Here is a 24,534-nt window from a genome sequence, read left to right on the forward strand (position 1 = left end):
ATTGCAATAGAAGACCCCGCAATTCCGGCCTGCGTTGAGCGCATAGCAGGTTAACAGGACGTTAGTTGCGTACCGTATGCTGTTGAATGACTGCGGCGATGCAAAGGTTTAACCCTCTTTCCCGGGAAGGGCGCCACCGGCCTCTTGCAGCGCCTGCGGCGTGTCAAGATCGAGCCGCGCAGCCGAGCCGATCTCAACTTCGGCAACGAAACCGGGGTTTCTCGCTATCAGATGTCTGGCACCGATATCGCCGGTCAAAGCATTCAGGTCGTCGAAAAAACGTTTGTCCCAAAGCACCGGATTGCCCCGTTTCCCGTTGGCTGTCGCCGCGACAATAAGACTGGTTTCGTTTTCCTTGTAGGCGGCAATCAGTTTCTTCAGTGCCGCTTCACTGACACGTGGCATATCGCCAAGCAAAACGATGACGGCTTCAGTGTCTGCCGCAAGAGCCTTCATTCCCGCTCGGATTGAAGTCGCCATGCCATCGGCATAGTCAGGATTGAAGACAGTCTCGATGTCGAGATCCTCGACCTGCTTGCGCACCTCGTCCGCCAGATGACCGGTGACGAGGATTGTCTGAGAGAGACCGGCACCGATCGCCGCTTCTCCGGCGTGGCGCACAAGCGCCTTGCCGTCAAGTGTTGCCAGCAACTTGTTGGGTCCGCCCATGCGGGTGGATTTACCGGCTCCCAGGATAATCGCCGAAATTTTTGGCGCGGTCGTCTGCCGCTTGGCTTCGCGTGGCTGCGGTCTCGTACCGATTTCCATCAGGAGGCCTCCAACACCCATCGCCGTAACATCTTCCGGCCCCGTCTCAATGCCGGCAAGCAGCCGGTCCAGAACCCAGTCAAAGCCGTTTTCCTTCGGACTTCTCGCACAACCCGGTGCGCCCAGAACGGGAATGTCGTCAAGTTCAGCCAGCATGAGCAGGTTGCCAGGATCGACCGGCATGCCCAAATGCGCGACCCTGCCACCGGCAAGATCAACCGCTGCCGGCAAGACGTCGTGTCGGTCCACGACAGCAGAAGCGCCAAAAAGAACGAGGAAGTCAGCCCCCTTGTCGACGAGTGACTTCATGGCGGCGGCAACGTCTTCACTTGTGTGGGAAACCCGCGCTTCGGCAAGGATTGCGCTGCCGCTCGGCCGCAGCCTGTCTTCCAGAACACGCCGCGTCTTGTCCATGGTCACCTGCTTCAGGTGCGGCAGCTTGGTCGCGACCAAACCGACCTTTCTGGTCTGGAATTCCGCAATCCGAACAGCACCTCTGACGACCGTTGCAGCCTTTTCAAGCGCAGCTCCGGAGACCGCAAAGGAAATGATCTTGGCTGTCGCAATCATCCGGTCCCGCGAAACCTTGCTGCGGTCCGGAAGTGTCGCGAATGTGATGGCGGGATCGATACGGTTCGCTGCAGTGACCGCTTCGGTGTCAACCATCAGAACGCCCGGTCCGTCAGCATAAAGGTTCATGCGGCCGGTAAAGGCTGTGTCTTCACTGACACCGCTTCCTTTGGCGGCCAGTCCCAGCCGGGTTGCAGCTTCATTTTCGCCGACGTCGCCTTCTTCCAAACGTGCGGCAACCACGCTTGCCATACCAAGTGATGCAAGATCTCTGCAATCCTCGACGCTCAACACATGCCCCTTTTTCAGGACCTTGCCGGGCAGGTTCGTTTTGTGCGCAAGAATAGAGCCGGCAGCGTCTTCCAGGGAAACAGGGCCGAACTTCATGCAGCAGGCTCCGGGGCCTTTCGAAGGGCCAGGATGATGGAACCGAGAACGGCGACGGCGATTTCCTCAGGAGAGGCAGCTCCGATATCCAAACCGATCGGTGCATCGATGCGTTCAAAAAGCGCGGGATCCAGGCCGGATGCGGCAAACCTTTCAAGGCGCTTGCCATGCGTCTTGCGGCTGCCGAGGGCGCCAACATAAAAGCACTGGGTCCGCAGCGCTTCCATCAGCGGAAAATCGTCGATCTTCGGGTCATGGGTAACTGCGGCAACAGCCGTATAGGCGTCCAGAGGCGTTTCCTTCAGGACGTCCTCCGGCCATTCCGCCTTCAGGGCAGCGCCGGGAAACCGCTCTTCGGTCGCAAACGCGGTACGCGGATCGATCACCGTCACGTCAAGGCCCGCAATTTCCGCCATGGGTACAAGTGCCTGGCTGATATGAACGGCGCCGATGATAACCAGCCTTGGAGCAGGGACAGATACGGTCAGGAACGCGTCACCTGCTTCCGTTTCGACCGTCCCGGATTTGCCGGACAGAAACCGTTTCCGGAACTCCTGTTCCAAAGGATCAGAAGAATAATCGTCTTCCCTGCGCACCAGCTTTTGCGAGCCGTCTGCGAGTAGGGTGACGAGGATCGCAGCCCGGCGGGCGTCCCGTTCTGCATTCAGGGCTTCGAGCAGCGATCGATCCATGGCGTTATGTCCGGTCTGTTGCCAGTTTGAGGCCAAGCCCGACCAGCAAAGTGCCGCCGATCCACCTTGTGAAATCCTGGAACCTCGACGTCGACACAAGCCGTTTCTTGACTTCCGATGCGAAGAACACTGTCGCGATATCGGCGGAAGCAAAAGCGAAATTGACGATGGTTCCAAGTATCAGGAACTGCAGCCAGATTGGAAGACCAGCCTCCGGGCTAACGAATTGTGGCAGAAAGGCAATGAAGAAGATCGCTGCCTTGGGGTTGAGAACCTCGACAAGAATGCTGTCGGCAAAAGCCCTGCGCGCGGATTTTTCCGGCAAACTCGGGATCGTACCGTCGCCGGCGCGGGTACGGATCATCTGAATGCCGAGAAACACCAGATAGGCACCGCCCGCCAGTTTCAGGGCGAAATAGAGTGATGGGACGACCGTGAAAATCGCAGACAATCCGAAGGCCGCAGCAAACACGTGTGCATAGCATCCCAGATGAATGCCGGCAGCTGCCATGAAGCCCGCCTTTCGACCTCGTGAAATTGTTTGAGCAGCCGTATAAAGCACGGCTGGACCTGGCATGTAGGCGAACAGCGCAGTTGCGGCAAAGAATGCGAGTAGCGTTTCGACGGAAGGCAAGGCTGGATCTCAATCAGTTGACGGGTTCGACATAGACACGGATACGGCCCCCACAGGAGAGCCCGACGCGCCACGCGGTTTCGTCGGCAACGCCAAACTCAAGGGTTGTCGGTTTCCGCGTGTCGATCACGTCAACGGCTTCTGCGACAACGGCGCCTTCGACACAGCCGCCTGAAACGGATCCCTCGAAGTTGCCCTCTGCGTCGATTACCAGGTGCGACCCGACCGGACGCGGAGCGGAACCCCAGGTTTCAATCACGGTGGCGAGTGCCACCTGGCGGCCGGATTTGCTCCAGTTTTCCGCGGTCTTGAGAACGTCTGCGATCTGAGTGTCTTCGGTTGTCATTGTTTCACTGCCCCTGCAAACAACGCGTGTGGCTCATCTCAAATATAGAATTTTCTCAATGAGATGAAAGCTCTTCAAAAGTACAAACGGCACCTGATTGCTCAGGTGCCGTCCGTAATGCCGAGACATGCGGGAATATGTTACTCGGCCGCGGTTCGTAACGAAGGGGCGGCGCTCAAGACGGTCGTGTCGACATGCCTTTCGAAATCTTCGAAATTGTCGACGAACATCTGGACGAGTTTGGAAGCCTGAAGGTCGTAGGCAGTTTTGTCGTCCCATGTTTCGCGCGGGGTGAGAATGACCGGGTCGACACCTGGCACGTTCACCGGAACCTCAAATCCGAAATTGGGATCCGTGCGGAATTCCGACCCTTCCAAAGCGCCGGACAAGGCGGCTTGAAGAAGTGTTCGCGTGGCCTTGATGGGCATGCGCTCACCTGTGCCATAAGCGCCACCTGTCCAGCCGGTATTGACCAGCCAGCAATCGACATTGTGCTCGGCGATGAGCTTTTTCAGAAGGTTGCCATATTCGGACGGATGGCGCGGCAGGAACGGGGCGCCGAAACAGGTGGAGAATGTCGCCTGCGGTTCCGTGACACCCTTTTCCGTGCCGGCGACCTTTGCCGTGTATCCGGAAAGAAAGTGATACATCGCCTGAGCCGGTGTCAGGCGGGCCAGCGGTGGCATCACGCCGAATGCGTCGGCGGTCAGCATGATGATGGTTTTAGGTATGGGAGCACATCCCGATGCGCTCGCATTGGAAATGAAGTGGATCGGATAGGCGGCTCTCGTGTTTTCCGTCTTCGAGCCGTCGTCAAAGTCAGGAACCCTGTTTTGGTCCAAAACGACGTTTTCCAGAACCGTGCCGAAACGCTGAGTGGTTGAATAGATTTCCGGTTCCGCTTCGGCCGACAGTTTGATCGTTTTCGCGTAACAGCCGCCTTCGAAGTTGAAGACGCCCGTTTCGCTCCACCCGTGCTCGTCGTCGCCGATCAGGGTGCGCTCGGGATCTGCGGAAAGTGTCGTCTTGCCGGTTCCCGAAAGGCCGAAGAAGACAGCAGTATCACCCTTGTCTCCAACATTGGCCGAACAATGCATCGACATGATGCCCTTGGCTGGCAGCAGATGATTAAGCATCGTGAAGACGGACTTCTTCATTTCACCGGCATAGGAGGTTCCGCCGATAAGCACGATCTTTCGTGTCAGGTCACAGGCAATGACGGTTTCGCTGCGACATCCGTGCCGGGCCGGGTCTGCACGGAAACTCGGCAGGTCAACAATGGTCATTTCCGGAACGAAACCAGCAAGGTCGGCCACTTCCGGCCGAAGCAGCAGATTGCGAATGAACAATGAGTGCCAAGCATATTCAGTGTAGACGCGAACAGGAAGGCGGTGGACCGGATCAGCGCCGCCGAAAAGGTCCTGCGCGAAGAGTTCACGACCTTCCGCGTGTGCCAGGAAATCCCCCAGCAGAAGGTCGAACTGGCCTTTGGTCATCTTGGCGTTGTTGTCCCACCAGACGGTATCGCGGGTCTCGTCATCCAGAACAACAAACTTGTCTTTCGGCGACCGTCCCGTGTGGCTGCCGGTTTCGGCGACCAAGGCACCGCCGGCGGCAAGACAAGTTTCATTGCGCGTGAGGGAATGCTCGTAAAGGGCCGGCTCGTTCTGGTTCCAATAGAGCGCTTTCAGATTCTTGAAGCCGAAAGTTTCGCTGCCATTGGAAAGGTTCCTGACGCCTGTTTCTTGCATTTTCCGCGATCCTCGTGAGGTGCATTTTTAGCCGCCGGAGAAAGTCCAGGAAGACCAGATCCGGTTATGAGGGCTGCGAACGTAGTTGAATGACCAAGGGGCAGCAAGACTACTAAAGGGGCTATGTCTTTGTTTAATCGATTAAAATACCGCTCAAATTTTCTGATGATTAATTCGATAAGCAAAGAAAAAAACGAAACCTTCGAAATGTTCGATTTGAAGATCAAAGCGAAAGAATTCGCGTTTCAAGTGCGCGTTCCGGTGCGATTGTGGGCCCGGCATGGTTTGCGCAAGGGAGTCGAAATCACAACAGATCACGGGGTTCAATCCGACTTCGTTCCGCTTGTTGCCAAGCCATCTTTAAGTCTTCAAGGCGCTGGATTATGTGGTTTGCCTTAATTTATGCGCATTTAGAAGGCCAAACGCTGTGTGCTACAGTATTACTGACGCGCACCGTTCGTACTGACCGAATTGGAAAATTGAAGTATGCCAACAATTGCTCTGGTTGATGATGACCGCAACATTTTGACGTCGGTGTCTATTGCATTGGAAACGGAAGGATATCGCGTCCAGACTTACACGGACGGGACATCCGCCCTTGACGGGTTGCAGAGCGACCCGCCCCAGCTGGCAATCTTCGATATCAAAATGCCGCGTATGGACGGGATGGAGCTGTTGCGCAGGCTGCGCCAGAATTCCGACCTTCCCGTCATTTTCCTCACGTCAAAGGATGACGAGATCGACGAGCTCTTCGGTCTGAAGATGGGCGCCGACGATTTCATCCGCAAACCGTTTTCGCAGCGGCTGCTGGTTGAACGGGTTCGCGCGGTTTTGCGTCGTGCGCAGCCCAAGGACGCAAGCGCACCGCGCGAAGATGCGGACAAGCTGCTTGAGCGTGGCCAGCTCGTCATGGATCAGGAACGGCATACCTGCACCTGGAACAACAAACCGGTTACGTTGACTGTGACCGAGTTTCTGATCCTCTCGGCACTGGCGCAACGTCCCGGGGTGGTCAAAAGCCGGAACGCGCTTATGGATGCAGCCTATGACGATCAGGTCTATGTCGACGACCGGACGATCGACAGTCACATCAAACGTCTTCGGAAAAAGTTCAAGGTTGTTGACGACGACTTCGACATGATCGAAACACTGTATGGAGTAGGATACCGTTTCCGGGAAGTCTGACGTAGCCATTGAGACAAAGTTTAGATGGCGGTTGAAACCGAAAGTGCTGGGGGAATTGCCGAAGCTGATCCGGTAAACGGGTCGGACCGCTCCCGTTTGCGCCGGCTCGGCAACAAGCGAATTCGCCGCCGTCTGGTCAATCAGCTCGGGCGCATCTTCGGGACCTACGTCCTTTCCTCCCTGACGCGCCGGATTATTGCGATCAACCTAGTCGGCCTGCTCGCGCTTGTGATCGGCATTCTCTACCTCAATCAGTTCCGTGCCGGTCTGATTGATGCGCGTGTGCAGAGCCTTCTGACCCAGGGCGAGATTATCGCTGGCGCCATCGCCGCGTCAGCAACCGTCGACACCGGTACCATTACGGTCGATCCTGAAAGACTGCTGCAACTCCAGGCCGGAGAGAGCATCACGCCGACGGTCGAGGATCTGGACAGCCTCGACTTTCCAATCAACCCGGAGCGCGTCGGACCTGTTTTAAGGCGCCTGATTTCGCCAACCAAAACCAGGGCACGGATTTACGATCCCGAGGGGATCCTCATCCTCGATTCCCGACACCTTTATTCCAGCGCGCAGATCCTGCGTTTCGACCTGCCGCCACCGACAGCTCAGGAAACCGGATTTTGGGATTCGGCCTGGCAATGGACGAAACGTTGGTTGCAGCAGGGGGATTTGCCGCTGTACCAGGAGGTTGGCGGCGGCGATGGACGTGCCTATCCCGAAGTCGAGGCAGCGCTTGCCGGATCGCCTGCCAGCGTGACCCGGATTTCGCAGCGCGGCGAGCTCATTGTTTCGGTCGCTGTGCCGATCCAACGGTTCCGCGCCGTTTTGGGCTCATTGCTGCTGTCGACACAGGGCGGCGATATTGATGCGATTGTGCGCGCTGAAAGGATTGCGATCATTCGCGTCTTTCTGTTCGCGGCGACCGTCACGATCTTACTGTCCATTCTCTTGGCGGGAACCATTGCCGGGCCTGTCCGGCGTCTGGCAGCGGCAGCCGATCGCGTGCGACGCGGATCGAATTCGCGCGAGGAAATTCCGGACTTTTCGGACCGCCAGGACGAAATCGGCCACCTCGCCCGTGCGTTCCGCGAAATGACCAACGCGCTCTACAACAAGATTGATGCCATCGAGAAATTCGCCGCGGACGTCGCACACGAGCTCAAGAACCCGCTGACATCGCTCAGAAGTGCTGTCGAAACCTTGCCGCTTGCAAAGACAAAAGCGTCTCAGGACCGGCTCATGGAAGTGATCCAGCACGACGTGCGCCGGCTGGATCGCCTGATCAGCGACATATCCGACGCCTCGCGTCTGGACGCTGAATTGGCGCGCATTCAGTCCGAAACGATTGATATTGCCGAACTGCTCCGCAACATGGCGGATGCGGTGAACCAGAGAACGGGCGCCGACGAAGCCAAAGTGAAGCTGACGGTCGCGGATGCGCAGGGGCCAAAACCCTATCGGGTTCAGGGCCACGATATCCGCCTTGGTCAGGTGATCAGCAATTTGCTCGATAATGCACGCTCCTTTTCACCCCCGGGAGGCAACGTGCGGATCGATCTCGCCCGAGAGGGCCGGAGCATAAGAATAATCGTCGATGACGACGGACAGGGTATCCGGGCAGAGAACACGGAACGCATTTTTGAGCGGTTCTATACGGACCGCCCTGACGGCGAGGGTTTTGGCAACAATTCCGGGCTGGGCCTTTCCATATCCAGACAGATCATTGAGGCCCATGGCGGCACGATCTCTGCCACGAACCGGCAGGAACAAGGTGAAGATGGCGTCACGCGGATTGGCGGCGCGCGCTTCACGATCTATCTTCCCGCAGGGAGCGGGAAGTGACGGAGCAGACGCTTCACGGCAATTGCGTCCTCGTCGGAACACGCGGCATTCTCATCCGGGGCGTTTCCGGAAGTGGAAAGTCTGAACTGACCGACACGCTGATAGAAGCTGCCAGGGCAAAGGGAAACCTCGGTGTGCTGGTTGCAGACGATCGGGTTTTTCTGTCTGCGAACCAAGGTTTCCTCATCGCACGCGCGCCGGAACAAATCGAAGGCCTGATGGAAATCCGGGGTTCCGGCATTGTGCGTCAGACCGCCTTGTCAGCCGCAAAAGTAGACCTGATTGTCGACCTACAACCACTCGATACAATGGAGCGTTTGCCGCAAGACGCACTTGGATCGCAGGTTCTGAAGAGCATTGAGGTGCCGTTGCTGGTCTGCCCCGCCAACAACCCGGGCGTTGCCGTGAGGCTCATCCGTTGGGGACTGCGGTCGCTGTTCCCGAAAGTGCCGGATTACATTTAGTACACAAACGGCGTTTTTTGCTTGCAACTGCTTAAGCGGTTGAAGAGAGTGCATCAGACTGCTAAAGCCCGGCTCCCGCAAAGAGCCACTTGCACATGAAAGTCAGGCTGAAGACCGAATGATCGGACTAGTACTCGTTACCCATGGGCGTCTCGCCGAGGAATTCAAGGCGGCGCTGGAGCATGTTGTCGGTCCCCAGGAACAGATCGAGACAATCTCTATCGGTCCAGATGATGACATGGAGCAGAGACGGCAGGACATCCTGTCCGCGGTGGAAGCAGCGAATTCCGGAAATGGGGTTGTGCTGCTGACCGACATGTTTGGCGGAACGCCGTCAAATCTCGCGATATCCGTCATGGACGGCAAGTCTGTTGAAGTTGTGGCAGGCGTTAACCTGCCGATGCTTATCAAGCTCGCCAGCGTTCGTGCGGACAGGGTACTGGCCGACGCGGTCGACGAAGCCCGTCAAGCCGGTCAGAAATACATTTCGGTTGCGAGCCAGGTGCTGTCGGGACAAAACTAACAACCAATATGACAGCACAGAATTTGTTCGAAAAAGACCTTACAATTGTAAACCGCCGCGGTCTTCACGCGCGCGCCTCCGCAAAACTGGTAAAGCTCGTCGAGACTTTCGAAGCCGACGTGAACGTTTCGAAGGACGGGCAGACGGTCGGCGGAACCTCGATCATGGGATTGATGATGCTCGCCGCCAGCCCGGGATGTTGCATCAGGGTCTGCGTCAGCGGTGAGGATGCCGAGGCGGCGCTTGATGCAATCTCGGATCTTGTTGAAAGCGGATTTGGCGAAACGGATTGACTGTCCGGCAACGGACCTTTCATGTACCTGAGAACGTGCGATCTACGGTCGCTTGAAACTATCGAAACACGGGTCACGCACCGCAGATCTTGGGAAATAGTATGACGAGCCATTCCGGTGAGCGGACGATCTCTGCAGCACGTTCGGTTTTGACACATCTTCATCAGGTGCTTGACCTGCAGTTCGGTTTCGAACTTTGGGACGGATCCCGCGTGCCCGCGGATATGGACGCCGAAGGTCTTCGGATAGCGCTTGCTCCCACGGCTTTGACGAAACTCCTGCGCAGCCCGCGCATCAAGACTGTTGTCGACCTCTACTCGACCGGGGAAATCGACCCGCGCGGTGGAACGATCTTCGAGTTCGCCGAAAAAAGGCCGAAGATCAAAAGCCGCGAATTGCGCAAGCGCCTCAACAAGATCCTCATTCTGAAAAGCGCGGTGCCGTTGTTGCTTGGGGCCAAGGACAAAGGCGATCCGCAGCAGGAAGACGGCCTGGATGCCGGTAAGGTCGCCGACCGAAGCTCCGGAAGCCGGAAAGACGACATCGCCTTCCACTACGATGTTTCGAACGACTTCTATAAGCTCTTCCTCGACCCGGAGATGGTCTATACGTGCGCCTATTTCCGGGACTGGTCCAACGATCTGGCGACCGCGCAGAAAGACAAACTCGACATGATTTGCAGGAAGTTGCGGCTCAAGCCCGGCGACCGGATGCTTGATATCGGGTGCGGCTGGGGTGCCCTGATCTGCCACGCAGCGGCGAATTACGGCGTAACTGCAGTTGGTGTGACACTTGCCGAGGAACAATTGAAGCTCGCCCGTGAAAGGATTGCCGAACGCGGCCTGGAAGACAAGGTTTCGGTGGAACTCATCGACTATCGCGACATGAAGGGCGAGCGTTTCGACAAGATTTCCTCCATCGGCATGTTCGAGGCGGTCGGTCTCGACAACTACGACAATTATTTTCAAAGCGTGCATCGCCTGTTGAAGCCGCGCGGGATCTACCTGCATCACGCGATCACGAGACGCGGCAAGAAGGACCTCAAGAAGTTTCGCCAGAAGAAGCCGGAGTACCAGGCGCTCGTCCGCTACATTTTCCCGGGCGGCGAGGTCGATCATATTGGCTGGACGCTGACCAACCTCGAAGCGCACGGCTTTGAGGTGCACGATGTCGAAGCCTGGCGCGAACACTATGCACGGACCACGAAGCTCTGGGCCGAAAACCTGATGGCGGTCAAGGAAGCGGCAATCGCCGACATTGGAGAGCAGAAGTACCGGCTCTGGCTCGCCTATCTGTGTGGCGTCTCGCTCGGTTTTGAGCGCGGCTCCATCGGAATTTTCCAAACGGTTGCCTCTCGCCGCACCAAGGGCCCCTCGGGATTGCCTCCGTCGAGAGAAGACCTTTACAGGTGAAAATTCACGAATTGAAAAATCATATAAAGAATTCTTTATATCTTTATTGCGAGAAGTGCTGCCGAGCGCTATAACCCCTCCCAACGGCTTCCGGCATGACCCGGAAACCGGCTGGCGTCCGTCTCAACCCATGTCGCGTTACAGATGGCAGAGAAGGCGGTTGCTCACACAAGGCCGGCGTAGATAGCTGGATCCAATTGCAGGACAAACTCATGACTGACTACATCGTCAAAGACATCGGGCTCGCAGACTGGGGCCGTACCGAGATTGAAATCGCCGAACACGAAATGCCGGGTCTGATGGCTTGCCGCGCTGAGTTCGGCGACGCAAAGCCGCTGAAAGGCGCACGTATCGCCGGTTCACTGCACATGACCATTCAAACGGCCGTGCTGATTGAAACCCTGGTCGCGCTGGGCGCGGAAGTCCGCTGGGCGTCCTGCAACATCTTCTCCACGCAGGATCAGGCAGCCGCCGCGATCGCAGCTGCAGGTATTCCGGTGTTTGCCGTGAAGGGCGAGACGCTGGAAGAATACTGGGACTACGCGGACAAGATCTTCGACTTCGCCGATGGCGCGAACATGATCCTTGACGATGGCGGCGACGCGACGCTCTACATCCTTCTTGGTGCGCGCGTTGAAGCTGGCGAAACCGGCCTGATTGAAAACCCGAAGTCCGAGGAAGAGGAATGCCTCTTCGCGCAGATCAAGAAGCGCATGGCATCCAACCCGGGCTGGTTCACCAAACAGCGGGACCTGATCCAGGGCGTTTCGGAAGAAACGACAACCGGCGTGCTGCGTCTTTATGAAATGCAGAAGAACGGCCAGCTGCCGTTCCCGGCAATCAACGTCAACGACAGTGTCACCAAGTCGAAATTCGACAATCGCTATGGCTGCCGTGAGTCGCTTGTCGACGGTATCCGCCGTGGTACGGACGTTATGATGTCCGGCAAGGTCGCCGTTGTTTGTGGCTATGGCGATGTCGGCAAAGGCTCTGCACAATCGCTTGCCGGTTCCGGAGCGCGCGTGATCGTGACCGAGATCGATCCGATCTGTGCGTTGCAGGCTTCGATGGACGGTTTCGAGGTCAAGACCATCGAACAGGCATTGCCTGAAGGAGACATCTACGTCACCGCGACGGGCAACAAGGACATCATCACCTTCGACCATATGCGTGGCATGAAGGACATGGCGATCGTCTGTAACATCGGCCACTTCGACAACGAAATTCAGGTCGCCGCTCTGAAGAACACAAAATGCCGCCCGGTCAAGGATCAGGTTGACATGTATGAGTTCCCGGACGGAAAACGGATGATCCTCCTGTCGCAGGGGCGCCTGGTAAACCTCGGCAACGCAACCGGTCACCCGAGCTTTGTGATGTCGGCGAGCTTCACGAACCAGGTTCTGGCGCAGATCGAACTCTACACCAAGGGCGATCAGTACAAGAACGAGGTCTATGTTCTGCCGAAGCATTTGGACGAGAAAGTTGCCCGTCTTCACCTTGAAAAACTGGGCGTCACGTTGACCGAACTCACGGACGATCAATCTGATTATCTGGGGATTAATAAGGTCGGTCCGTTCAAGTCGGAACACTACAAATACTGATTCACAGGTATGGGGCTACTACATGTGGTAATGGCCTCGATTCGACCATGTGAACAAAAAAATGCAGAACCCTTCAGTTTTAAGGGTTCTGTTAACTTTTCAGTCACGGACTCTTCTGCGTGATTCTCAAAAAGGTTATGGTTTAAGCGAATCAGAGGCCAGGAGGCGGATGTCTTTGATTTGCTCCCACAAACCGGGGGCTGCACCCGCACAGCGGGACTAGCGGCGTAAGGGGATCAGAATATGCCGAAAGGCGGCAGAAACGGCGTGCGATTCAGCGCGGCGTGGCGAGGTCGGAGTCTGAAAAACGTAAAGCTTGGCAGCACCATGCTGGCGGGATACGGATTTTTGACGTCTCCTGCTGCAGCCGACATGCTTGCCGATACATCTGCGGCGATCAACCCGGGAGCCATGATCCTCGTGGGCGCGGTGGGTGGCATGTGTGCCTTCGCGGTCACCGTCGCCGTTTCGCTTGTCAGGCATCGCAAACAATCTGCTCAAGTCACTGCCGCCCTTGAAAAGGAAAAGAGCGACCTGAAATTTCGGGTCGACCGTCTTGAGGCGATGCTCAACACCGATGAGCAACGGGTGATCGTGTGGACCGGCAACGGAGCCGTTCCCCAGATCTGGGGGATTTTGCCCGAAAAGTCGGGTGTGCCACGTCCGCCTGCACAGCTCCTTGCATTCGGCAGCTGGCTGACGACCAAATGCGCAGGCGATCTGGAGCGGCATCTCGATATGCTGTTCCGGTCTGGCGAAGCTTTTTCCGCGACGTTGAAGACACGGACGGGCACCTATGTAGAGGCGCTGGGGCGCACAACAGGTGGTGCCGTCGTTCTGCGTTTGCGCGACCTGACGGGCGAGCGGCAAATGCAGGCGGAACTTGCTGCGCGCAATGCCGGATTGTCCGGTGAACTCCACATGCTGCATTCATTGCTGGATGCCATGCCGGCACCTGCCTGGCAGCGGGATGCGGAAGGCAACCTGATCTGGGCCAACGCGGCCTATGCAGAAGCCGTTGAAATGCACGATGCAGAACGCGCGGTTCAGGAAAAAGCGACCTTCCTTGACGCCGCTGCGCGCACGGCGATGGCCGTGCAGCGCACGGAAGATGGCCGTTTCAGCGCGCGCATTCCGATTGTTGCCTCCGGAGAGCGCAGGGTTTTTGAAGTCACGGATGTCAACGCGAGTGTCGGTGGTGCCGGCATTGCCGTTGACATCAGTGATCTGGAGCAGGCCAAGAAGGAACTCGGCCGGGCGGAAGAATATCACGGGCGGACGCTCGATCAGCTGGCGGCCGCGGTGGCGATCTACGGCAGTGACAGGAAGTTGCAGTTCTACAATGCCGCGTTCCGTCAATTGTGGGATCTGGACGAATCGCTTCTGGAAAGCCACCCTGAAGACGGCGCGGTTCTCGATGCGCTGCGCGCCGCACGCAAACTGCCGGAACAGGCCGATTACCGCGTCTGGCGAAACAAGATGCTGGAAAGCTATCAATCGCTGGAAGCGCGCGAAAACTGGTGGCACCTGCCTGATGGGCGCACGCTGCGCGTGATCGCGAACCCGCACCCGCAAGGTGGCGTGACGTATATCTACGAGAACTTCACGGAACGGCTGGATCTGGAAAGCCGCTACAACGCCTTGGCGCGCGTCCAGGGAGAGACCCTCGACAATCTGTCGGAAGCCGTGGCGGTGTTTGGCTCTGACGGCCGCCTGCGGCTCTGGAACCCGGCTTTTGGGCAAATCTGGAAGCTTGAGGAAGACAAGCTCGCTGAGCTGCCGCATGTAAATGAGGTCGTGTCAGCCTGTACGCTCAGCGAGATTGAGGAAGAGGCTTGGAAGCAGCTTGTCGGCAACGTCACCGGACTGCTCGACAATCGCACCCACAAGGTCAGCCGGCTGGAGCGCCGCAACGGTGATGTCCTCGACTACGCAACCGTGCCGTTGCCCGATGGCGGCACGCTGGTGACATTTGTTGACGTGACCGACAGTGTGAATGTCGAACGTGCCCTGCTTGAAAAAAACGAGGCTTTGCAGCAGGCCGATCAGATCAAGAACGCGTTCATCCAGCATGTTTCGTATGAATTGCGCTCGCCGCTGACCAATATAATCGGCTTTGCGCAGCTTCTGGCCGATCCGAAATTCGGCGACCTCAGCGAGAAGCAGAGCGAATACGCCGATTACATTCAGTCGTCTTCTTCCGCCCTGCTGGCAATCATCAACGACATCCTGGATCTTGCCACGCTTGATGCGGGCATCATGGAGCTGGATCTTGGTGAGGTCGACGTCGCCTCGACTGTGTCAGCAGCCGTTGAAGGCTTGAAAGACCGGATAGCAGAGGCAAAGATCAGCCTCAGAACGCACGTTCCGGACGATATCGGCGTGATCGTCGCCGATGAACGGCGGCTGCGCCAGGTCCTCTTCAATCTGATCGCCAACGCTGTTCGGTATTCGGAAGAAAACGGCGTCGTCGACGTGAGCTGCAATCGGGACGATGACACGGTCACATTCGTTGTCCAGGATCACGGCTATGGTATTCCTGCCGAGATCCTGACTCAGGTATTCAACCGCTTCGTCGGACATGACACGGGCAGTCGGCGCCAGGGTGCCGGGCTAGGTCTTGCGATTGTGAAAAGCTTTGTCGAACTGCATGGCGGGACGGTCGATATTCAATCGGCAGAAGGCAAGGGGACAACGGTTACCTGCGTTTTCCCGTCGCGCCCGGAACTGGCTGATCAGGTCGCCGCCGAATAAATAGGACAGCCCATGGCACAACAGCGGCTGCGGCGACTCCCTGCAACATTCCTTGAACTGGAAGCTTTGGACGAAGCCGAAACACGTCGGTTTGCGGGCGATATCGCCATGATCCTGGGTTCTGGCGACGTCGTTTGCCTCTCCGGTGATCTCGGAGCGGGCAAATCCACCTTCGCGCGCGCGCTGATCAGATCTTTCGCCGACGACCCGGATTTGGAGGTCCCCAGCCCGACATTCACACTCGTCCAGCTCTACGAATTGCCACGTTTCGATTTGTCCCATTTCGATCTCTATCGGCTGGAGGAGCCGGAAGAGCTCGAGGAACTCGGTCTCCATGACCTCCTTGAAACCGGTGCTGCACTCATCGAGTGGCCCGAGCTTGCTGAAGACCTGTTGCCACCAAACGCGTTGTGGATCCAGATAAGCGAAGACGGTGACAACGGGGAACGGCGACGATTTGCCTTCTACTCAACGGATCCCGAGTGGGAGCAGCGGATCGGGCAGACCATCGAAGTCCGCGACTTTTTGAAAGGGGCGGGCCTCGCCGCGGCAGAGCGGCGTTTTCTCGCTGGCGACGCCTCTTTGCGCACGTTTGAAACCGTGACCGGCGAAAGCGGCAAATCAGTCTTGATGCGCTGGCCGTTTTCAAAGGACGCCGTCTCTGACGCAGTTCGCGACTACATGTCCCGAGTTCATCTGGCACAAGACTGCAGGTCCGTTCTGGCAATCGGTTCTGAATTGCGCCGCCATGGAATCCGCGCACCGCAGGTTTTTGCGGCAGATCTGGAAAAAGGTCTGGTTCTTTCGGAGGACCTCGGCGATGAGACCATTGTTGTTGACGGTCTTCCCGAGCCCGAACGCTATCGCATTGCGGTCGACATTCTGGTGAAAATGCACAGCCAAACCTGGCCGCGCACGGTTCCCCATGCTGATGGTGGAAGATATACGCTCCCTGATTATTCCAGCGAGGCTCTGATTGCCGAAGCCTCGCTGTTCCTGGACTGGTATGTCCCCGAATTTTGCGAAATAGCGGTCGATGCGGAGCTGCGTCGCGAGTTTGAACTTCTTTGGCAGAACAGTCTGGAAGGCATTGCCGGCGCTCAGCAAGGTTGGGTTCTGAGGGATTTCCATTCGCCGAACCTGTTGTGGCAGTGCGGCGCGATCGGGACGGACAGGATCGGCCTGATCGACCTGCAGGACACTGTCATCGGCCCTGTCGCCTATGACGTTGCCTCTCTGCTTCTCGACGCCCGCACGGAAATGAGTCCGGAACTGGAAGCCGGTCTTTATGATGCCTATGTCTCAGGAATGGAAAAGCAGTCTTCCGGGTTTGACAGGGACAGCTTTTCAAGGGCCTATTCGGTGATGGCTGCGCAGCGGGTGTCAAAGATCCTCGGCATATTCGTTCGACTTGCGCGCCGCGACAACAAGCCGGCTTATCTCGGCCATTTGCCGCGCATGCAGGCCTATCTCGACCGGGTCCTTGACAGGCCGGGCATGTCGGATTTGAAAGACTGGTACGGACGTTTCCGGAAATAGATGCCGTTGTGTCGTCGCCGGGAACAATATTCGAGTGAAAAGATGAAACAAGAGCGGTTTCGCCCGAGCAAAGCAATGATCCTGGCCGCAGGCCTCGGCAAAAGGATGCGGCCACTGACGGCCACCACGCCGAAGCCGCTGATTGAAGTCAACGGCCAGGCGCTGATTGATCATGGCATGGACCGGCTCGTTGCCGCAGGCGTGAACACCTGCGTTGTCAACGTTCACTATCTGGCCGACCTCGTCGAAGTCCATGTACGCCGTCGCCAGGACATGGATATCCTGATCTCTGATGAACGCGAGCAGCTCCTGGAGACCGGCGGCGGTATCAAGAAGGCGCTGCCGCTGCTCGGTGATGAACCGTTCTTCCAGCTGAACGCCGATACCTGTTATTGGATCGAGGGCGTAAAGCCCAATCTGGAACACATGATCGATGCCTGGGACGAAACGCGGATGGACGCCTTGCTCCTGGTCGCTGAGACTGTCAAATCCGTCGGTTATTCCGGCAGGGGCGACTTTGAAATGGCAAGAGACGGCAGCCTGACGAGACGGCTGGAAAAGAGCGTGTCACCGTTCGCTTATGCAGGCGCGGCGATCCTGCATCCCCGGTTTTTCGACGGCGCCCCGGAGGGCCCCTTCTCGATGAATATTCTCTTCGACAGGGCGATTGAGGCCGGACGGCTTTTCGGTGTTCAGATGGAAGGCCTGTGGCTTCATATCGGGACGCCCGATGCTATCCGGGCAGCGGAATATGCTGTGCGCGAAAGCGCGGCCTAGGGTACGGACCCATAAATGAGGCTGATTTGGCGGCAGAAATGGCGAATTCTCGCGAGGAAACGTGCGAAGAGCGGGCTTTGTGCCCGGTCAAGCACGCTGACGCGGCGAGGTAAAGCCATTTTGCCGTCCTTCGGATTTGGCCGTTTTGGCCACCTGCCGCGTCGCGAAAGGCTTGAAAATGAACCACATTTCCTGCGCTTTCGCTCCTTTCATCTGGCCAAAACGATCCAAACCAAATCAACCTCATTTATGGGTCCGTACCCTAGAGCCAGGTCATGACTGAACGAGCGCGTCTTTTCTCCATCTCGCCCTCTGTTCCGTTCCTCGAAACACTCGTTGATGCGCTCGTCGAAGGTTCTCTTATCCCGGGGTTCTGTCCTCTTGCAGAGCCGCATTTACTGCCGACGGTTACTCTCTATCTGCCGACCCGGCGCTCAGCACGTCTCTTGCCTCGGGTGTTTCAGAAAAAATTCGGCGGCAAGCCGGTCCTTCTGCCGGCGATCAGGCCGGTGGGCGACGCGGACGAAGATGTTCAGAGCCTTTCCGGGGAAGCTGATCTGGAACCGCTTCCGCCGTCAATGCCGTTTCTGGAACGTCATCTGGCTATGACGCGGCTCGTCAAGGCCTGGAAGGGAACACTCAGGCGCGAAGCGCTTGATCTGCGACTGGATGAACCGTTGGGGGTCCCGGCATCAACGGCCGACGCGGCTTGGCTTGCCGCCGATCTTTTGTCGTTGATGGACGAAATAGAAACCGAGGAAGCGGACTGGACGCAGTTGTCGACCCTGGTCCCGGACGATTTTGCGCGGTACTGGCAGATCACTCTGGACTTTCTGAAAATCGTTCAGGAAGCCTGGCCCGCTCATTTGGTCGAGAGCGGGCGGATGGATCCAAAGGCACGTAGATCCGCCTTGATCCGCAGGGAGGCGCAGCGTCTTTCGAACGCTGCACCCCGCGACCCGGTCATCGTAGCAGGTGTTACAGGCTCTGTTCCGGCGACATCAGAACTGTTGAAGGTGGTCGCAGGGCTGGAAAGAGGCGTAATCGTGTTGCCCGGTGTCGATCAGCATCTCGACGAAAGATCCTGGGCTTCGATCGGTCAGCAGCACGCCCGCGAACCGGGAAAAGGTGTGCCGGGCAAGAAACGGGTGTCGGCGTTGCCGTCACATCCGCAATATTCGCTCAAGCAATTGCTGGACCGGCTGAGCGTTACCAGAGCGGATGTAACCGGCCTTGGCCAGAACCTCACCCGGGAAGCACTGCAAAGAGAAAAACTGGTGTCTGAGGCCCTCCGCCCGGCGGACACATCGGATGGCTGGACCGGCTATCTGCGTGAAACTGGCATTGACGAGCGCAGCGATGCCTTGAAGGACGTCGGCATCCTTGTGGCACGTAACGAGGCAGATGAAGCATTGAGCCTTTCCGTTGCGCTTCGCGAGGCAATCGAACGCCAGGAACTTGCCGCCTTGATCTCACCCGACAGGCTTCTGACCCGTCGCGTGGCGGCGGAGCTGTCACGCTGGAACATACAGGTAGATGACAGCGCCGGTCGTCCACTCGATCAGACCGCGCCTGCGGTTCTGTCGCTACTGGCGGCAAAGCTCGCGCTAAACGGATGCGAGCCGATTGACCTTCTCGCGTTACTTAAGCATCCGCTTGCCCGGCTTGGCTTGCCTTACAAGGAAATCCGGTCAGCCGCCCGGGCGCTCGAACGGGGTGTCGTTCGCGGGCCTCGCGCCGTTCCGGGAACGGACGGGTTGCGGGCGGCGGTCGAAGCTTCGCATCGGGAGATCGGTAAAGCCCACATACCGCGCTGGAAAAAGGTTCATGAGGCGGATTGGGACGTCGTCGGCGATCTTGTCGATCGGCTCGCAACAGCCCTTGCACCGCTCGAGGACCTCGCGGGTCACGCCGATCCGGTGTCGGTCACGGAACTTGCCCGTCGACATCTGGAAGTCATTCAGGCTGTCGCGACCGATGAGACCGGCAGCTCTGCCGAGCTCTTTGCCGGCGAGGCCGGGGAGGCGCTTGCGCAGTTTCTCGGCGATCTCCTGGAGGCGGAAAGCGGCGGCCTGGAATTTCCGCCTGCCGAATGGCCAACCGTGCTTCCCGCACTGATGGCAGGACAGGCAGTACGCCGCCGGCTGCCGGGTGATCAGCGTGTTCAAATACTTGGCCCGATGGAAGCGCGACTGCAGAGCTTCGACTTCGTCATTCTTGGCGGACTGAACGAGGGCGTCTGGCCTCAGCGCACCCGCAATGACCCTTGGTTGAACCGGCCAATGAAGCAGGACATCGGGTTGGAACCGCCTGAGCGACGCCTGGGTGCAGCCGCCCACGATTTTGCGCAGGGCATGGGAGCAAAACGTATCCTGCTTTCGCGCGCCGGACGCACTGACGGAGCACCGACGGTCGCATCGCGCTGGCTGCAGAGGCTGACCACATTAGCCGGACCGGAAGTCACCGGGGCGATGGAACAGCGCGGAAACATCTATTCCAGATTGGCGTCAGGGCTGGATCGTCCGGGTGGGGCAATCAAATCAGCTGCAAGGCCAAAACCCGCGCCACCTCTTGAGGCTCGGCCGAAGTCGCTTTCCATCACGGAAATAGAGAGGCTGATCCGGGATCCTTATGCAATATTCGCCCGCCATGTACTGGACCTTCAGCCTGTCGACCCGATCGGCGGCGAGCCAGGCGCTGCCGACAAGGGAAATCTGATCCACGATGCGCTGGCGCTATTTCTTTCGACCTGGAGCGGGCCGTTTGACAAGACCGCCGTTGAGGCCCTGATCCGGATCGGTGAAGACCTTTTTCGACCACTCGACGCGTTTCCGGCAATCCGGGCGCTCTGGTGGCCGAGATTTCAAAAAGTCGCAGCCGATTTTGTAGCCTTTGAGGACGAACGTTCCAAGACCGTCGACAGGAGGTTCCTTGAAATTGGTGGAGGTGTGGATCTCAGGTTGCCAGGCTTTGAGTTCCGGCTGCGCGGACGCGCGGATCGCATTGATGTCCTGAAAGAAGGCGGCCTTTCAGTCATTGACTATAAGACCGGTCAGGTGCCCTCTCAGAAACAGGTCGACGCGTTGCTATCGCCGCAGTTGCCGCTCGAAGCGGCCATGATCAATCGTTATGGTTTCAAGGATGTCCCGGCTGCTGAACGTGTTTGCGAACTATTGTATTTGCAACTGAAGAACAGCGTCGAACCAGTTTTGCGCAACCCGAAAGACGTGCCGCTGGAGGACCTGAACGAGGATGCCTGGCAGCGCCTCGAACAGTTGATCGCTCATTACGCAAAAGTGGATACCGGCTATCTGTCGCGGGCACGCGTGATGCGCGAACGGGTGATGGATGGCGACTATGACCATCTCGCGCGCACCAAGGAATGGTCGCTTGGAAGCGAGGATACGGCGTGAGCGGCTTCCAGATCCCCGAGTTGACCCGCAAAAGGCAGGATCTTGCCTCGCGCCCGCGCGCGTCTGCCTGGGTCAGCGCGAATGCGGGATCGGGCAAGACATTTGTCTTGTCGCGCCGTGTTGTGCGCCTTCTGCTTGATGGAACGGATCCTGGCCGGATTCTCGCATTGACCTTCACCAAGGCTGCGGCCGCGGAAATGGCAACACGGGTGTTCCGGATCCTTGGTGACTGGGTCACCATGGAGGACGAAGCCCTGACGGCAGAGCTGCGCGAGATCGAGGGCCGGACGCCGGACAGCGCACGGCTTGCATTGGCCAGACGGCTCTTCGCGCGTGCACTTGAAACCCCCGGGGGGTTGAAAATCCAGACCATCCACGGGTTCTGCGAAGCGCTTCTCCATCAGTTCCCCTTGGAAGCCAATGTTGCGGGGCATTTTTCCGTCCTTGACGACCGGATTGCCGCAGAGCTGATGGCTGAAGCACACGCAACCGTGTTGCACAGGGCTGAAGTCGAACCAGGAAGCTCTCTGGGGGCGGCGCTTTCGTCCGTGCTCGGTCTGATGAGCGACGCGAGCGCGCAAAAAGCCCTTGAGGAACTGATCCAGAACAGGGATTCCTTCCGCCGATGGACCGTCGATGCCGGCGGTCTGGATAACGCGCTCACAGATCTTGCCGGTTTGCTGGAGGTATCTCCAACGGACCGGCTCGTGAGCTTTGACGAGCGCTTCCGGGCCGAATGTCCATTCGACCTGAACCAATGCCTGAGCTACGCCGAGGCTCTGAAAAACGGCAGCAAGACCGATCTGGCCCGCGCGGATTCTCTGGTGAGTGCCGTCCGGCACCAGGACCCGGGCACGTTTCGGGACGCCTGGCTGGCAGTCTTTCTGACGTCAAAGCTTGAACCCAGAAAGTCTCTTGCGACCAAGAAAGTTGCGGCGGACTTTCCAGACATGATCGAAGCTCTGACCGGAGAACAGGCCCGCCTGCTGGACTTGCTGTTCATGCGCCGGAAAATAGCAACGTTCGAGGGGACGTCGTCTTTGTTGCGGCTCGCTGACGCTGTGATCCGTCATTATGAAAAAGCCAAGACAGGCCGCGGTTTTCTGGATTTTGAGGACCTTGTCGTAAAGACGGCAACACTCCTGCAAAAATCAGACGCGGCGCAATGGGTGCAGTACAAGCTCGACCAGGGACTTGATCATATTCTGGTCGATGAGGCCCAGGACACGAGCCCTCGACAGTGGGACGTCGTGACATCGCTCGCATCGGAGTTCTTTGTCGGTGACGGGGCGGGCGACAGAACACGAACGCTCTTTGCCGTTGGCGACGAAAAGCAGTCGATCTACTCCTTTCAAGGGGCAGTGCCGGCCTATTTCGATGCCATGCGGCGCGCTTTTTCAAAACAGGCGGAAGCGGCGGACCAGGAGTTTCATTCAGTCAATCTTCAATTGTCCTTCCGCTCGACGCCGGATGTCCTCGGAGCTGTAGACACGGTTTTTCAGGATGTATCGGCACATCGTGGACTGGCACAGGAAACGGCCGCGCCGGTCCACGAAGCGATCCGGCGTGATCCGGGCATCGTCGACATATGGCCTCTCGAAGCAGAAGCCGAGATCGAAGAACCCGATGACTGGCGGCTACCGGTAGACCACGTCGGCTCGGGCAGTCCGATGCTGACGGTCGCAGGGCGCATTGCATCACAGATTGCCGACTGGATGCGAACCGGCGAAGCTGACCCGGGCGATGTCATGATCCTCGTGCGCAAGCGCGGGCCGTTCGTGGAAGCGTTGAACAGGGAACTCAAGGAACGCGGTATTCCGGCAGCTGGCAGCGACCGCCTTGTTTTGACCGAGCACATAGCGGTGCAGGATCTTGCCGCGCTCGGGCGCTTCCTGCTCTTACCGGAAGACGATCTGTCCCTGGCGGCGGTTCTGAAAAGCCCGCTTTTCAATCTCACCGATGAGAACCTGCTGGAAGTCGCACGGGAAAGTGCTGCGCAGCTGCGTCCGGGCACGCTGTGGCAGATGCTCGTCAAACGCTCCGAGACATCTGAAATGTGGCAGGCCGTCCGGAATCGTTTTGAGGACTGGCGTGCGCGCGCCGACTTTGTCCCGCCATACGAATTCTATGCACGATTGTTGGGCGCGGATGGTGGCCGCAAGGCGTTTCATGCCCGGCTCGGTGTTGAGGTCGATGACGTCCTTGACGAGTTTCTGGCACTCACTATTGCCTACGAACAGGCCGGAACGCCGGGCCTGGAAGGATTTCTGGCATGGATGGCGGCTGCACCGACGGAAATCAAACGGGAATTGACCAACACCAAGGGCATGGTCCGGATCATGACGGTACATGGCTCCAAAGGACTTGAGGCCAAGACCGTTTTCCTGGTGGACCCGGGCGCTGCGCCCGTATCCGCGATCCACGATCCCGCATTTTTGCCGCGGCTGCGTATGGATAACGAACTGCTGCCGCCAGCGCTCATCTGGTTGCCACCTAAAGCCGATCGGACACCATGGCACGAAGAGGCGATCGAGAAACTTCGCGATACCCAGGCTGAGGAATACAGGCGCTTGCTTTATGTTGCGCTTACGCGCGCTGAAGACCGCCTGGTCGTCTGTGGCTGGGAGCCGAAACGCGGGGCGCACGAAGACTGCTGGTATGCGCTTGTTGCCCGGGCGCTGAAGCCGGAGGCACGTGAGAGAAAAGACCTGTCCGGGAATGTGATCGGGTGGCGCTGGCAAAAGTCAGCAGAGGCGCTGGAGAGCGATACTCGCCCGAAAGAGGCGCGGAGCGAACCTGCCAGGGAACCGGCATTTTCGGAAACTCCGGACTGGCTCAAGGAACAGGTTGTACCCTTGCCGAAGATCAAACGGCTGCAACCTTCCAAAGCGTTTGAAGACATGGAGGAAAAGGACGGCATCGTTTCCGTTTCCGCTGTTACCAGGCTTCAGGCACAAAGCCAGCCGCAGTCCTGGCCGCTCGAGAGAGGGCGGCTGATACACAGGCTTCTTGAGCTTTTGCCGGGTGTTCCCGAAGAGGAAAGACACAGCGCGGCGGACAGATTTTTGAACCAGGTTCTCAAGCCCGAGTTTTCTGCAAAAAGGACTGTGTTGCTGGACGAGATTTCGTCGATCCTTCAAGCTGGCGAATTTGCACCGCTATTTGATGACACATCGCAGGCCGAAGTTTCGCTTGTCGGAACGATTCGCGCGAGCGACGGCACTCAAGTTGAGGTCTCCGGACAAATTGACCGCCTGGTTGTCACCAATGAACGGGTTGTGATTGTGGATTACAAGACCAACGCCCGTCCGCCGGCAATGGTGGATGCTGTACCGCTCGAATACCGCGCACAGCTTTGTGTTTACAGGGAATTGCTTTCTCAGATTTATCCGGATCGCCCTGTCTCGGCTTACCTTTTGTGGACGGCTCGGCCCGCATTGATGGAAATTCCCGCCAATATCCTGGATCAGACGCTGACCTCGCTGAAACCGGACGGCACTTCAGCTTGACGAGAGACGCCCTGCTACCTACCTTCGGCCCAACTGATGCGCTTACATCGTGTGGGCGCGTGCTTTCGAACCAC

Annotated in this window: 17 protein-coding genes; 12 read left to right on the plus strand and 5 right to left on the minus strand. The window is 57.9% G+C overall.

Translation table 11 applies throughout. The annotated features are described in order from the left end of the window. Positions 1-108 precede the first annotated feature (108 nt). The 5 genes from ABVF61_RS13240 to ABVF61_RS13260 all read right to left on the minus strand — a co-directional run bounded on the left by ABVF61_RS13240 (position 109) and on the right by ABVF61_RS13260 (position 5,148). Positions 109-1,725: an NTP transferase domain-containing protein gene (locus ABVF61_RS13240; protein WP_353994023.1), complete on the minus strand. Its 1,617-nt coding sequence runs from the start codon at positions 1,723-1,725 to the stop codon at positions 109-111. After that, positions 1,722-2,417, minus strand: a complete 696-nt coding sequence (locus ABVF61_RS13245; RefSeq protein WP_353994024.1) for an XdhC family protein — start codon at positions 2,415-2,417, stop codon at positions 1,722-1,724. Before ABVF61_RS13245 ends, ABVF61_RS13240 begins: the two co-directional genes overlap by 4 nt. Positions 2,418-2,421: 4 nt before the next feature. After that, positions 2,422-3,051 carry a LysE family translocator gene (locus ABVF61_RS13250; protein ID WP_353994025.1) on the minus strand — a complete coding sequence of 210 codons (630 nt, stop codon included), beginning with the start codon at positions 3,049-3,051 and terminating at the stop codon, positions 2,422-2,424. 13 nt (positions 3,052-3,064) lie between these two features. Beyond that, positions 3,065-3,397: an XdhC family protein gene (locus ABVF61_RS13255; RefSeq protein ID WP_353994026.1), complete on the minus strand. Its 333-nt coding sequence runs from the start codon at positions 3,395-3,397 to the stop codon at positions 3,065-3,067. Positions 3,398-3,537: 140 nt separating this feature from the next. Continuing rightward, entirely contained in the window at positions 3,538-5,148 is a 1,611-nt protein-coding gene (locus ABVF61_RS13260; RefSeq protein ID WP_353994027.1) for a phosphoenolpyruvate carboxykinase, read from the minus strand. A gap of 486 nt (positions 5,149-5,634) precedes the next feature. Here ABVF61_RS13260 and ABVF61_RS13265 point away from each other — a divergent pair, with 486 nt between their 5' ends. The 12 genes from ABVF61_RS13265 (at position 5,635) to addA (ending at position 24,460) form a co-directional block, all read left to right on the plus strand. After that, on the plus strand, positions 5,635-6,333 hold the full coding sequence (locus tag ABVF61_RS13265) for a response regulator transcription factor (protein ID WP_029064229.1): 699 nt from the start codon (positions 5,635-5,637) through the stop codon (positions 6,331-6,333). A 24-nt stretch (positions 6,334-6,357) separates the two neighbouring features. Next, the gene (locus ABVF61_RS13270) at positions 6,358-8,175 is read left to right on the plus strand and encodes a sensor histidine kinase (protein ID WP_353994028.1); all 1,818 of its coding nucleotides are present in this window, start codon (positions 6,358-6,360) and stop codon (positions 8,173-8,175) included. Then, positions 8,172-8,639 (plus strand): HPr kinase/phosphorylase, encoded by a 468-nt coding sequence (locus ABVF61_RS13275; protein WP_353994029.1) that lies wholly within the window; start codon positions 8,172-8,174, stop codon positions 8,637-8,639. Before ABVF61_RS13270 ends, ABVF61_RS13275 begins: the two co-directional genes overlap by 4 nt. Positions 8,640-8,757: 118 nt before the next feature. After that, entirely contained in the window at positions 8,758-9,162 is a 405-nt protein-coding gene (locus tag ABVF61_RS13280; RefSeq protein ID WP_353994030.1) for a PTS sugar transporter subunit IIA, read from the plus strand. Between the two features lie 8 nt (positions 9,163-9,170). Then, positions 9,171-9,455 (plus strand): HPr family phosphocarrier protein, encoded by a 285-nt coding sequence (locus tag ABVF61_RS13285; RefSeq protein ID WP_353994031.1) that lies wholly within the window; start codon positions 9,171-9,173, stop codon positions 9,453-9,455. Positions 9,456-9,556: 101 nt separating this feature from the next. Then, positions 9,557-10,867: a class I SAM-dependent methyltransferase gene (locus ABVF61_RS13290; RefSeq protein WP_353994032.1), complete on the plus strand. Its 1,311-nt coding sequence runs from the start codon at positions 9,557-9,559 to the stop codon at positions 10,865-10,867. 212 nt (positions 10,868-11,079) lie between these two features. Beyond that, a complete protein-coding gene (gene ahcY, locus ABVF61_RS13295; RefSeq protein ID WP_353994033.1) occupies positions 11,080-12,468 on the plus strand; it encodes an adenosylhomocysteinase in 1,389 nt (462 codons plus the stop codon). A gap of 327 nt (positions 12,469-12,795) precedes the next feature. Next, on the plus strand, positions 12,796-15,222 hold the full coding sequence (locus tag ABVF61_RS13300) for a PAS domain-containing sensor histidine kinase (RefSeq protein ID WP_353994034.1): 2,427 nt from the start codon (positions 12,796-12,798) through the stop codon (positions 15,220-15,222). A gap of 12 nt (positions 15,223-15,234) precedes the next feature. Continuing rightward, positions 15,235-16,761, plus strand: a complete 1,527-nt coding sequence (gene tsaE / locus ABVF61_RS13305; RefSeq protein ID WP_353994035.1) for a tRNA (adenosine(37)-N6)-threonylcarbamoyltransferase complex ATPase subunit type 1 TsaE — start codon at positions 15,235-15,237, stop codon at positions 16,759-16,761. A gap of 75 nt (positions 16,762-16,836) precedes the next feature. Further along, a complete protein-coding gene (locus ABVF61_RS13310) occupies positions 16,837-17,538 on the plus strand; it encodes a nucleotidyltransferase family protein (RefSeq protein ID WP_353994036.1) in 702 nt (233 codons plus the stop codon). Between the two features lie 275 nt (positions 17,539-17,813). Then, on the plus strand, positions 17,814-20,951 hold the full coding sequence (gene addB / locus ABVF61_RS13315) for a double-strand break repair protein AddB (protein ID WP_353994037.1): 3,138 nt from the start codon (positions 17,814-17,816) through the stop codon (positions 20,949-20,951). Continuing rightward, a complete protein-coding gene (gene addA, locus ABVF61_RS13320; protein ID WP_502949964.1) occupies positions 20,921-24,460 on the plus strand; it encodes a double-strand break repair helicase AddA in 3,540 nt (1,179 codons plus the stop codon). Before addB ends, addA begins: the two co-directional genes overlap by 31 nt. The last annotated feature ends 74 nt before the right edge of the window (positions 24,461-24,534 follow it).

Source organism: Roseibium sp. HPY-6, assembly GCF_040530035.1.
Classification (GTDB): Bacteria; Pseudomonadota; Alphaproteobacteria; order Rhizobiales; family Stappiaceae; genus Roseibium.

Bases quoted from the DNA above. Each gene is read 5' to 3' on its own strand.
- ABVF61_RS13300 (WP_353994034.1), top strand. From the start codon at position 12,796: ATGCTGGCGGGATACGGATTTTTGACGTCTCCTGCTGCAGCCGACATG.
- ABVF61_RS13260 (WP_353994027.1), bottom strand. From the start codon at position 5,148: ATGCAAGAAACAGGCGTCAGGAACCTTTCCAATGGCAGCGAAACTTTC.
- ABVF61_RS13240 (WP_353994023.1), bottom strand. From the start codon at position 1,725: ATGAAGTTCGGCCCTGTTTCCCTGGAAGACGCTGCCGGCTCTATTCTT.
- tsaE (WP_353994035.1), top strand. From the start codon at position 15,235: ATGGCACAACAGCGGCTGCGGCGACTCCCTGCAACATTCCTTGAACTG.
- ahcY (WP_353994033.1), top strand. From the start codon at position 11,080: ATGACTGACTACATCGTCAAAGACATCGGGCTCGCAGACTGGGGCCGT.
- ABVF61_RS13265 (WP_029064229.1), top strand. From the start codon at position 5,635: ATGCCAACAATTGCTCTGGTTGATGATGACCGCAACATTTTGACGTCG.
- ABVF61_RS13255 (WP_353994026.1), bottom strand. From the start codon at position 3,397: ATGACAACCGAAGACACTCAGATCGCAGACGTTCTCAAGACCGCGGAA.
- addB (WP_353994037.1), top strand. From the start codon at position 17,814: ATGACTGAACGAGCGCGTCTTTTCTCCATCTCGCCCTCTGTTCCGTTC.
- addA (WP_502949964.1), top strand. From the start codon at position 20,921: ATGGTCGCTTGGAAGCGAGGATACGGCGTGAGCGGCTTCCAGATCCCC.
- ABVF61_RS13245 (WP_353994024.1), bottom strand. From the start codon at position 2,417: ATGGATCGATCGCTGCTCGAAGCCCTGAATGCAGAACGGGACGCCCGC.
- ABVF61_RS13290 (WP_353994032.1), top strand. From the start codon at position 9,557: ATGACGAGCCATTCCGGTGAGCGGACGATCTCTGCAGCACGTTCGGTT.
- ABVF61_RS13270 (WP_353994028.1), top strand. From the start codon at position 6,358: ATGGCGGTTGAAACCGAAAGTGCTGGGGGAATTGCCGAAGCTGATCCG.
- ABVF61_RS13310 (WP_353994036.1), top strand. From the start codon at position 16,837: ATGATCCTGGCCGCAGGCCTCGGCAAAAGGATGCGGCCACTGACGGCC.
- ABVF61_RS13285 (WP_353994031.1), top strand. From the start codon at position 9,171: ATGACAGCACAGAATTTGTTCGAAAAAGACCTTACAATTGTAAACCGC.
- ABVF61_RS13280 (WP_353994030.1), top strand. From the start codon at position 8,758: ATGATCGGACTAGTACTCGTTACCCATGGGCGTCTCGCCGAGGAATTC.